Origin of the sequence: Flavobacterium bizetiae (genome assembly GCF_902804475.1) — a bacterium.
Taxonomy (GTDB): domain Bacteria; phylum Bacteroidota; class Bacteroidia; order Flavobacteriales; family Flavobacteriaceae; genus Flavobacterium; species Flavobacterium bizetiae.
In genome coordinates, this window is the sequence record NZ_CADCSU010000093.1 from 1 (window position 1) to 10298 (window position 10298).

Annotated in this window: 10 protein-coding genes and 2 tRNA genes; 6 read left to right on the forward strand and 6 right to left on the reverse strand. The window is 34.0% G+C overall.

Annotated elements, in window-relative coordinates; all coding sequences use genetic code 11:
• Positions 1 to 154: 154 nt before the first annotated feature.
• From rseP to FLACOL7796_RS12195, 4 genes are all read left to right on the forward strand, one after another.
• Entirely contained in the window at positions 155 to 1495 is a 1341-nt protein-coding gene (gene rseP, locus FLACOL7796_RS12180; protein WP_173971050.1) for an RIP metalloprotease RseP, read from the forward strand.
• 86 nt (positions 1496 to 1581) lie between these two features.
• Positions 1582 to 1655: transfer RNA gene (locus FLACOL7796_RS12185), tRNA-Asn, on the forward strand.
• Between the two features lie 38 nt (positions 1656 to 1693).
• Positions 1694 to 1767 (forward strand) — tRNA-Asn (locus FLACOL7796_RS12190).
• 83 nt (positions 1768 to 1850) lie between these two features.
• The gene (locus FLACOL7796_RS12195; protein WP_173971051.1) at positions 1851 to 2468 is read left to right on the forward strand and encodes a hypothetical protein; all 618 of its coding nucleotides are present in this window, start codon (positions 1851 to 1853) and stop codon (positions 2466 to 2468) included.
• 49 nt (positions 2469 to 2517) lie between these two features.
• On the opposite strand, the gene FLACOL7796_RS12200 is transcribed toward FLACOL7796_RS12195, so the two are convergent.
• Positions 2518 to 3225 (reverse strand): hypothetical protein, encoded by a 708-nt coding sequence (locus tag FLACOL7796_RS12200; protein WP_173971052.1) that lies wholly within the window; start codon positions 3223 to 3225, stop codon positions 2518 to 2520.
• Between the two features lie 200 nt (positions 3226 to 3425).
• A complete protein-coding gene (locus FLACOL7796_RS12205; RefSeq protein ID WP_173971053.1) occupies positions 3426 to 4622 on the reverse strand; it encodes a C1 family peptidase in 1197 nt (398 codons plus the stop codon).
• 243 nt (positions 4623 to 4865) lie between these two features.
• Between FLACOL7796_RS12205 and FLACOL7796_RS12210 the strand changes: the two genes are divergently transcribed.
• Positions 4866 to 5663, forward strand: a complete 798-nt coding sequence (locus FLACOL7796_RS12210; RefSeq protein ID WP_173971054.1) for an AraC family transcriptional regulator — start codon at positions 4866 to 4868, stop codon at positions 5661 to 5663.
• Positions 5664 to 5742: 79 nt separating this feature from the next.
• Positions 5743 to 6603, forward strand: coding sequence for a CPBP family intramembrane glutamic endopeptidase (locus FLACOL7796_RS12215; RefSeq protein ID WP_173971055.1), 861 nt, complete (start codon positions 5743 to 5745; stop codon positions 6601 to 6603).
• Positions 6604 to 6646: 43 nt separating this feature from the next.
• Here the strand turns inward: FLACOL7796_RS12215 and FLACOL7796_RS12220 are convergent, their stop codons facing one another.
• From FLACOL7796_RS12220 to FLACOL7796_RS12235, 4 genes are all read right to left on the reverse strand, one after another.
• Positions 6647 to 7702 carry a glycoside hydrolase family 130 protein gene (locus tag FLACOL7796_RS12220; protein ID WP_173971056.1) on the reverse strand — a complete coding sequence of 352 codons (1056 nt, stop codon included), beginning with the start codon at positions 7700 to 7702 and terminating at the stop codon, positions 6647 to 6649.
• A gap of 169 nt (positions 7703 to 7871) precedes the next feature.
• The gene (locus FLACOL7796_RS12225) at positions 7872 to 9056 is read right to left on the reverse strand and encodes a BamA/TamA family outer membrane protein (protein ID WP_173971057.1); all 1185 of its coding nucleotides are present in this window, start codon (positions 9054 to 9056) and stop codon (positions 7872 to 7874) included.
• A 78-nt stretch (positions 9057 to 9134) separates the two neighbouring features.
• Entirely contained in the window at positions 9135 to 9569 is a 435-nt protein-coding gene (locus tag FLACOL7796_RS12230; protein ID WP_173971058.1) for a transporter, read from the reverse strand.
• Complete coding sequence (locus FLACOL7796_RS12235) at positions 9547 to 9708, reverse strand: hypothetical protein (protein WP_173971059.1); 162 nt, start codon at positions 9706 to 9708, stop codon at positions 9547 to 9549. The genes FLACOL7796_RS12230 and FLACOL7796_RS12235 overlap by 23 nt, the downstream gene beginning before the upstream one ends.
• Positions 9709 to 10298: the final 590 nt, after the last annotated feature.

The window sequence follows — 10298 nt, forward strand, 5'->3', positions numbered from 1 at the left end:
ACTAATATAAAGAGAAGCAAATGAGCTTTTCTTAATTTATAATGCAGGAAACAATTATTAACAAGAATTTAAAACCTTAAGTATTATCTTGCGGTCTTATATTAAATCAGAAAACGTTACTTTTGTGCGTTAAATTACGAACTAAAAATACAAAATGGATATAGTTATCAAACTCTCTCAATTTCTATTGAGTTTATCTTTACTTATTATTCTTCACGAATTAGGACATTTTATTCCTGCAAAATTATTTAAAACAAGAGTCGAAAAATTCTACTTATTTTTTGATGTTAAATATTCTCTGTTAAAAAAGAAAATTGGCGAAACCGAATACGGAATTGGTTGGTTACCACTTGGAGGTTATGTAAAAATCTCGGGAATGATCGACGAAAGTATGGACAAAGACCAAATGGCTTTGCCTCCGCAACCTTGGGAGTTTCGTTCTAAGCCAGCATGGCAACGTTTGATCATTATGTTGGGTGGAGTTACAGTAAACTTTATTCTGGCATTTATTATATATATAGGAATGGCGTTTGCTTATGGCGATACATATGTAGCAAATGCTGATTTGAAAGATGGTGTTTTGATCGAAAATCCAGCGATGATTAAAGCTGGTTTTAGAACCGGAGATAAAATCATTTCGATTGATGGCAAAAAAGTTGAAAATTTTGACAAAGAGCTAAACATGAATATTATTCTGGCGAAGCAAGTTTTGATTGAAAGAGCGGGAAAACAAGAAACAATCAATATTCCGAATGATTTTGCCGATCAATTATCAAAATATGAAAAAGGATTGCTTGTGGGAATGAGAATTCCTTTTGCTGTTGCTGCTGTTACTCCAGAATCAGGAAATACAGCTTTAAAACCAAAAGATTTAATTATTACCCTAAATGGTCAGGATGCAAGATACTTTGATCAGGTTAAAGCTATCTTAGAAAGCAATAAAGGAAAAACACTTCCAGCTGTTGTGTTACGTGATTTAAAACAAGTACCTGTTACGGTTAAAGTTTCTGATGCAGGAAAATTAGGCGTTAATGTTGGTGGATTAAATATCGAATCTTTAGAAAAATTAGGTTACTATAAAGTAAGCACTAAAAACTACAGTTTCCTTGAATCAATTCCGGTTGGATTAACAAAAGGAAAGGATCAATTAGTAGGATACGGAAAACAACTTAAAATGATTTTTAATCCTGAAACAAAAGCGTACAAACAAGTAGGTGGTTTTGCTGCGATTTTTAACATTTTTCCGAATACCTGGAGCTGGGAAACTTTCTGGTCGATCACCGCTTTGCTATCAATTATGCTTGGAGTTATGAATTTATTGCCAATTCCGGCTCTTGATGGTGGTCATGTTATGTTTTTATTATACGAAATAATTAGTGGCCGAAAACCAAGCGATAAATTCCTTGAAAATGCCCAAATCGTTGGTTTCGTTTTACTTATAACACTACTTTTGTTTGCTAACGGAAACGATATTTATAAGGCGATTGTCAAGTAGAAAAAAAAATTAATAAAAAGTGCAAAAATGTTTTTGAGAATCTAAAAAATGATCTATATTTGCACTCGCTAAAAAGAGCAACATCTTCCTCCTTAGCTCAGTTGGTTAGAGCATCTGACTGTTAATCAGAGGGTCCTTGGTTCGAGCCCAAGAGGGGGAGCAACTTTTTTTAGCAAACATATTTACCTTTAAGGTGATTCCTCCTTAGCTCAGTTGGTTAGAGCATCTGACTGTTAATCAGAGGGTCCTTGGTTCGAGCCCAAGAGGGGGAGCTTAAAAAAAAGACTATCATACGATAGTCTTTTTTTTTGCCTTATAATTTCTCTACTTCTTTTTAATCAAACAGACAAAGGAAATGACCATAAAGAAACTTCACTACATATCAGGGCTCACAATTACGATTTTTGTTGGGCTACATTTATGCAATCATTTTATTAGCGTTTTTGGTGCTCAGGATCACATTATAATGATGAATACTTTACGCCTTTTTTATCGTAATCTTTTTGTGGAGACCATTTTATTATTAGCAGTAGTGCTTCAAATTATTTCAGGACTGAAGCTTTTTAAAACAAATAGAAAATTAGTCCTTTCTAAATTTGACAAACTACAGATATGGACCGGACTATATTTAGCCATTTTCTTTATCATTCATTTAAGTGCCGTTTTAAGCGGACGTCTTTTTTTAAAACTTGATACAAATTTTTATTTTGGAGTAGCCGGATTAAACTCATTTCCATTCAACTTGTTTCTTATCCCTTATTACGGATTAGCCATTCTATCTTTTTTTGGACACATTGCTTCAATTCATAACAAGAAAATGGAGCAATCTATTTTTGGTTTGTCACCACAAAAACAATCCATAATAATCCTGCTTTTTGGTTTTTTAATGACAATTGTAATATTGTACGGATTGACGAACCATTTTCATGGAGTTACAATACCGAAAGAATACGAAGTATTAATTGGAAAATAAAATAGGAAATTGTTAATTGAATGATTTAATATTATCTGTAGATTGATATTTAATTCCTAACCAATTTATTGTGTTTTACTACATTGTTGCTTGTGTTTTTACTTTCAAACAAAAGCATTGCTTCATTTGCTTTGCCCATTTGATTGATGCCTTTTAAAGATTCGGCGTAACGATAATAATACATGGCATCTAAATCTGTTTTCAAAACAAACAGTTCTTCGTAGTATTTAGCCGCTGTGGCCAAATCACCATCAAAATAAGCCCTGTCTGCAACTTTTGTGAGCATCTCTATAGATTTGTACCCTTTGCCTAAAACTTTCGCATAGGTATCGACTACATCAATCGTTACATATTTTGGATCTTCTGCCGGAGCAATTACTTCGACTTTAACTGGTAAAATTTTTGTGGCGCTGCTATCAACAAAGGTTTTTGACTGTAAAGCCAAATCAACTCTTCTTACTTTGGGTTTTCTGTATATTGGTGTTACGACTCTGGTATTATTTGGCCCCAAGTCATTGGTGTACACCATATCTAATTTTGAAACTTCGTATTTCGTGACTCTTTTGCCAAAAGTCATATTGATGGTTTCTTCTACATAATAGCCTACAATTACCATATTTTCTTTTGAGGAATTATCAGAGCGTACGGTTGCATTTTCAATTGCTGTAACATCGCGAGCATTGTCTTTGCTTTGCCCGAAACAGCTCAAAGAAAAATTAAACACAATTGTTATAAAAAGTAATCCATACGTTTTCATGATGGTTCGAGATTATCACTTCAATATAAGTAACTGATATAAAGATAGTTAATATTTTATTTCATTATATTACAAAACCTATAAACACACATAAAAAAACGTTTAAACGTAACATATAAGTTTCGTTTTCAATATTTCAACAAAAAAAGCGCCACAATTACTTGCAGCGCTTTTTCTATTTATTTTAAATCTGGAATAACTTAAACCCCTAACTTCTTAGCAATATCAGTTGGAATTCCACCTTTGTTTAATAACAAAGCAGTTGTTTTATATTTCACAAAGTTTTTAGTTACAAACAAATAACCTTTGTAGTCGTTTGTTGCTCCCCATGAATTTTTTACGATATAATATTCTTTTCCGGTTTGATCTTTTGCAAGACCAATAATGTGCATTCCGTGATCGTCTGTTGTTGTATAGTTATCAAACGCAGCCTGACGCATTTCGGCAGTAATTTCCGGTTCTGCTTTTGGTCCGTTAAACATGTCTGCTTTTTCTTCGGCAGTCATATCATCAAATTTCTTTGTTGGTACGTATGCAACACCATTTTTCCAGCTAAAGCTTTTCTCGCTTACGTCTGTTGCCCAGGCTACTGTGTATCCTTTTTTCAAAGCATTGTCGATAACATCGGTCATGTCGTTTACTTTTACATTATAAACCTGATCAAATGACCAGTTGTCCGGTACCATCATCGTTGTTTTTTCGTAATACGGAGATGTTGTAAACGAAGATATTTCTACATACTCATCAGGATTAATTCCCACTATTTCTTTAGCAAAAGTTTGTGGCGTGTAGTTTTTTCCTTTGTAGGCAAAATTTTCCGGCACAGTTCCTAAATAAGAATCGATAACTGCAGCGTATGCTTTTTTCCAGTTTGGCGTTAATTCTCCGTTCGGGTTTTTAACAACAGCTGTCAAAACTCCTTCGATCATAGCGGCCATTTCACCAAATTTATTTTTGTCTGTTCCATAGTTTAATCCTGTGTAAACTTCTCTTGGTACAGTTCCGTATTTTTTATACATATTAATTACATCGTGCAATGCCCCTCCGTCACCTAAAGTAACAGCGCCGTGCATACGAACATAATTAACACCTTTTTCTACATAAACGTTTCTTGCTGAGTAAATCTGAGACAATTCTACCGGTTGTTTTCCTAAACGAATCATTTCTGACTCTAAGAAAGAGTTGGTAGAATAACTCCAACATGTTCCTGAAGAACCTTGTAATTTTACAGAAGTTGTTCCTAAATTGATTACGTCAGTAAATTTAAAGTTTTCTTTACTTTTTTCGCTTGCATTCAGCTTTAGTGAATTCACTAAAATGTCTTGTGCAAAACAGCCGGTTGCTCCAACAAAAAAAACCGAAGCAGCAAGTACTGATTTGAATGAAAATGTATTCATAATATATATTTAATGATTTAATAAATTAGTTGTCGTAATTTATTTTTTGTTACAAAACAATTAAATTTTATACAAAAAAGCTAAGGTTTAACCGTTAATATTTACAAAATATTTTTATTAAGCTATAATCTCTTACAAAATATGCAAAACCGTAACTCAAACAGAATCAAAAACAAATGATTTTTACTTTTAATAAATATATAGTAATTTGGTTGCTATAAATGCCACTCCTAATCCTGAAAAATGTTCGAACTCGAAAAAGAAAAATATTTGGGTAATACCAAAAACAGCTTCAACAACAAGCAAGGCATTGCGGTTGTCGAAACAGAGTATCAGCAAAAGGTTTACGAAGGATGGCATTCGCATAATAATGCGCACATAACACTTTTCCTGAAAGGCGGAACGGCCGAAAAACGAAAAAACTCCAGTACGGTTGTAGGCCCGGGTTCGTTATTATTTTACCACAGCGACGAATTGCATCTTAATCAGGACACGCTTTTTCCGTCTAAAAATATTAATATCGAAATAGAGGAAAATCTGCTAAAGGAACTTCAGATCTCTGAAGCCATTATCGAAAAATCGATCCGGAATACTACGCTTACTAAATTTTTGATTTTAAAGATTTTTAAAGAATCTATGATTGCCGATCCTTTTTCGGGCGATACTATTAATATGTTATTTGCTCAATTATCTAATGCGAATACTCATTTAGAACGCTACGAAAAAAGTCCGTTTTGGGTAAAGAGTTTAAACGAATTGTTGAATGATTGCTGGAACGAAAATCCGAATTTGCAGGATCTGGCTCAGGTTTTAAACTTAAATCCTATCACGATATCCAAGCATTTTCCTAAATATTTTGGCTGTACTTTAGGCGAATATATGCGCCGTATAAAAATAGACCGTTCGCTTTCGCTGATAACCACTAACCAAATTAATCTGACCGAAATAGGTTTTCAATGCGGATTTGCAGATCAAAGCCATTTTATCAGAACTTTTAAAAATCAAACCGGATTTTTACCCAAACAATTTCAAAAATTATAAGAGAGGCAAATTTCATTCTATTTTTTGGTTTTGATGTCTGCTACATTTGCTCCATCATTAAATCATAAAACAAAATCAGATGGAAACGCTTACTTTAAAACAAAGAACTTTTAATTCTCCTGTAACCAAAATTATTCTTGCCTTATTGACTTTTATGGCGGTTGTAATTATTGGTCAGCAAATTGCCGTAAAATTATTAGGGTTAACTTCGCTCGACAAAGATTATCGCAATCTTCTCAAAGGACTTTTTGTCTCGGCATCATGTGTTTGGAGTTATGTTCTTTTCTTTAAAAAATATGACAAAAGAACCGTAACAGAATTTGCTGCAAAAGGATTGGCAAAAAATCTTATTATAGGCGCTTCAATTGGTTTTGTATTACAATCACTTACTATATCAGTAATGTACCTCAACGGAAATTACAGCGTTGTAAACATCAACCCAATTTCGTTTATCCTGATTCCGTTTGCCCTTATGTTTACAGTGGCTATTATCGAAGAAATATTGGTACGTGGGATTATATTCAGAATTGTGGAAGAAAAACTGGGAACCTATATTTCTTTGACCATTTCGTCGATACTATTTGGCGTTTTGCATCTTGCAAATCCAAACGGTACTTTGATTTCGGGAATATGTATTACAGCTGCAGGTTTTTTGATGGGAGCTGCATTTATTTACAGCCGTAGTTTATGGATGCCAATTGCTTTGCATTTTGCATGGAATTTTACCCAATCAGGGATTTTTGGCGCGATCACATCCGGAAACGAGAAAACCAACAGCTTATTAGAAGCTAAAATACAAGGACCTGAATTTATTACCGGTGGAGCATTTGGCCCTGAAGGATCAATACAAGCCATTGCTTTTTGTGCAATAGGAGCTATCATATTATTGATTTTAAGTCGTAAAGAAAACAAGATCATTCTTCCTTACTGGAAGAAATAAATCTCCAAATCTGGTGGATTTGTTTGTTGCTTTTTAAGCCGCACTAATCCCTTAAAAGTAAAAAAATATCTTTTATCGAAAATTGTGCTCCGCAAACAAATTCATCAGATGCTCCGTAATAAATGGTAACAGTATCGCCATCCGGTTCAATAATATGACCGTTGGTGAATACTACATTGCCAAAGAAACCGCTTAATTCATAATTTGTAGTCGGGATCATAATGGGTTCAAGAGTTCGGGCAATAATTTTTGAAGGATCTTCGAGATCCATTAAAAAAGCGCCTAAACAGTATTGATGATTTTCATTGGCGCCATGATAAATTTCCAGCCAGCCTTTGTCTGTTTTTATAGGGGCGGCTCCTGCGCCAACTCTTTTACTGTCCCAAAATCCTTTTCTGGTTTTAATAATACATTTATGATTTCCCCAATGAATACCATCAGGAGATGATGCTAACCAAATGTAATTACCGCCAATATCTACACTACTCGGGCGGTGTAAGGCATAAAACAAACCATTTATTTTTTCCTCGAAAATGGCGCAATCTTTATTGTGTGCCGGCAATATCATACCGTGATTTTTAAAATTTTTCCAGTCGGTTGTGGTTCTTAAACCCACTCCAACACCATTGTCTGATACAGAAGTAAAGGTTAAATAATAGGTTCCTTCGATCAATGCAACACGACAATCTTCTATGCCAAAAGTTTCTAAGATGCCTTCGCCCACAAGAGGGAGATAATTTTCAGGCTCGTAAAACTTATGCCCATCTTCGCTACACAACAATCTCAAATGCGATAATGTGGTTAAATAATCAACTCCTTTATAATTGATTACTCTGGCATCAGTAGCTATTAAGTCAGGATCATTTTTAGGAATTTCAATTATTTTAATTGCGCCCGTTTCTGTTAGTATCGGAAAAGAAATTAGGTTCTCTTTTTGTCGCGGTCTTTCGGCAACTCTTACCACGAGCCAGGTTTTATTTTCAAACTGAAATACTCCCGGATTTAGGAGGCAGGTAATTTCTAATCCTTCTCTGCTTGCGGGTATATCAGAAGGCGATAATAAAGGATTTTCTTTAAAACGTTTTGCTATATCTTTCATATCTGTATCAGGATTAGTGTAGCTAAAAGATAAGTTTATTTTTTTATTTAATGGTACATTTTATTTAAAAACCTATCCTCTCAGGTTTTTATTGATGTACAAACAAAAGTCCCAATAGAAAATATTCTATTGAGACTCTTACTATATAAACTAACTAATTGTAATTCTGTTATCGTAACCAATTGCTGCCAAACACTACATAATAGGCCCAGTCTTCATTCCCTTTTGCAACGTCAACTCCCATACGAAGTTTGAATTTTCTGGCCAATAAATACCTAAAACCAGTTCCGTAGCTGTATACAACTGGTTTAGCAAAGGCTTTGTCCCAATCGTTAAAAGCGCTTGCAACGCCTCCATATCCCATAAGGCTCCATCGTCTGTACAAATCCCATCTTAACTCGCCTTCTGTAACGATACTGGTTTTACCCTGATATCTGGCAGCGGGAATTCCTCTCAGGTTAATTCCAGGTCGAAGATAAAAAGCGGGATTTCCAAAAGCCTGTTCTCCTTCGAGCCTGAGCCCTCCAATTAATTTTTTAGTTAAAGGATAATAACCTATTGCTGATAAATTTAACCGCCAGGCCTGATAATCACTGCCTATCGCCTTATCTGACCAAAAAAAGTCTGACTGAGGCCGTATTCCTTTATCGGGAGTAAAAATATTATCCCGTCCGTCAAACTGAAGCGCTGCCCCTAACTGACTGACGGTACTATTAATATCTTTTAGATTGGCAAAAGATGGAAGATTGTTTAAATCAGGGAAATTAATTTTAGAATCTAACAGAAAATATTGTGGCCCTGCACTCCATTTTCCGTTTCGAAATTGCTTCATAACCCGGGAGTAAAAAACAAAGGATTTAAAATTAAGGTCTATTTCTTTATCTTTTCCGCTGGGTAAATTTTCATAAAAAGACATGTTTACATCTCCGTAACCGGCCCCAACACGATACATAATGCGTGATTTTATAAAACTTCCTGCCCTAAAGGCACCCGCAACCCAGCTTTTATTACCGGTATACATTCCCATGGCTCCGGTGATATCAGGATCTACGAGTCTTTTCTTTCCGTTTTCATCAATAACCGGATCGTGTTTTTTTAGAAAAATAGGAAGCACCGCACCTCCAATTCCTCCCAGAGCGGGCTCGGTAATAAGTGTGGGAACAACGATAAAACCGTGTGCATAAATAATATAATCGCTTAAATCGAATGCTCCGTCGAGAGAATCTTTTACGCTAATATGAGGTTTTTGTCCCATCATTGAAGTACATGATAAGATAAAGAAAAGATTGGCGAGAATAATTTTCTGAAAGAGTTTCGTGTTTTTCATACTATAATCTGAATATGTATTTCTCATTTAAAGTAATTTAGATTGTACTGCATTCATTCAAAACTATTCACTTCCATAAAAAAAGCAGCATTTAGTAGTTGCTGACTATTTTTTTTTGAAACTAAACACATGTGCGAGTGTTAGAAAAAATGTATTTCCCTGAAATCTGTTTATCGCTTCGACCTCAGCTATCCAGCGGAATCCTGCAGAAGTACTACACCCAATATGAAAGTAATTTACCTCAGCTCCTATGCCGCCAACACGATCTTTATCGGTCTCGATAGTGCCAAAAACAGGAACCGGTATTTGATCGTTTGTTACTTTATATTGTAAATAATAAATCAATCCTGCGTTTAAAATTCCTTTAGGAGCCGTTTTTTCAGCATTCATCATATAAAATGTTTTTCCCAAACCTCCTTCAATACTTAAAAGATCTCCTGTTTTAATATCGGTATCTTTCTTTTTTCCGTTGATTTCATAAGAAGCCAAAGCCGAAAAATGAAACGTTTTTTTATCATTAAAAAATAAAGTTGTTGACATTTGTAGTAGCAATATCATCTCCCCAAATTATAAGAATATTGGGCTTTTTTGTATTCTGTGCTTGCGTTATCGAAAAACAAGCCAATGCAAATAGTATTATCGAATTTCTAATTCCATTTTTAAGTTTACTTTGTTTCATGGTAATAAAATTTGTTAATAATTCTTTTATTAATCAACCTCGAATAAGAGAAAAACATTACTAATAATTGATTTGTGCAGGAAACATTAAAAATCTTGTTTATTTCAGTTTTTGAAAATTATTTGGGGGAAAATTGAAACAAGAATTTTCTTAACTTTTATTTAACTATCTCAAAATTAACTAATAAAAAGTCTAAGAATATCATTTATACGGTCTGACATTGTTTCATTTTATAAAATGAAACAATAAAAATGCTTTATTTTGCTTCTGAGCGTCTCATTTGATAAAATTTAACTCTTAAAAATCAAACAATTAGCAAAATATATTTTGGTTTTTATCTTATTAATAAAAGTGTCCGAATAACACTTTTTGTTAAATATGACTTTTTTTATTAAAATGAACCAAAAAAAAGACTCATGAATTTTATCACAAGTCTTACTATATAGATACACAAAAAGTTTAAGCCAAAAAAAAAGCCATTCGATATTGTCGAGGACACTGAAAAAGTCCTTCTTTAGGAATGATTGTTAATTAAAAGGAGTAGAAGCTAAATGTTTTCTGCTCCTTTTTTTTGTATCTTTTGAGTGTAA

What these genes read in the sequence shown, in the direction of transcription:
- rseP (WP_173971050.1), top strand. Translation starts at nt 155, where the DNA reads ATGGATATAGTTATCAAACTCTCTCAATTTCTATTGAGTTTATCTTTA.
- FLACOL7796_RS12195 (WP_173971051.1), top strand. Translation starts at nt 1,851, where the DNA reads ATGACCATAAAGAAACTTCACTACATATCAGGGCTCACAATTACGATT.
- FLACOL7796_RS12200 (WP_173971052.1), bottom strand. Translation starts at nt 3,225, where the DNA reads ATGAAAACGTATGGATTACTTTTTATAACAATTGTGTTTAATTTTTCT.
- FLACOL7796_RS12205 (WP_173971053.1), bottom strand. Translation starts at nt 4,622, where the DNA reads ATGAATACATTTTCATTCAAATCAGTACTTGCTGCTTCGGTTTTTTTT.
- FLACOL7796_RS12210 (WP_173971054.1), top strand. Translation starts at nt 4,866, where the DNA reads ATGTTCGAACTCGAAAAAGAAAAATATTTGGGTAATACCAAAAACAGC.
- FLACOL7796_RS12215 (WP_173971055.1), top strand. Translation starts at nt 5,743, where the DNA reads ATGGAAACGCTTACTTTAAAACAAAGAACTTTTAATTCTCCTGTAACC.
- FLACOL7796_RS12220 (WP_173971056.1), bottom strand. Translation starts at nt 7,702, where the DNA reads ATGAAAGATATAGCAAAACGTTTTAAAGAAAATCCTTTATTATCGCCT.
- FLACOL7796_RS12225 (WP_173971057.1), bottom strand. Translation starts at nt 9,056, where the DNA reads ATGAGAAATACATATTCAGATTATAGTATGAAAAACACGAAACTCTTT.
- FLACOL7796_RS12230 (WP_173971058.1), bottom strand. Translation starts at nt 9,569, where the DNA reads ATGTCAACAACTTTATTTTTTAATGATAAAAAAACGTTTCATTTTTCG.
- FLACOL7796_RS12235 (WP_173971059.1), bottom strand. Translation starts at nt 9,708, where the DNA reads ATGAAACAAAGTAAACTTAAAAATGGAATTAGAAATTCGATAATACTA.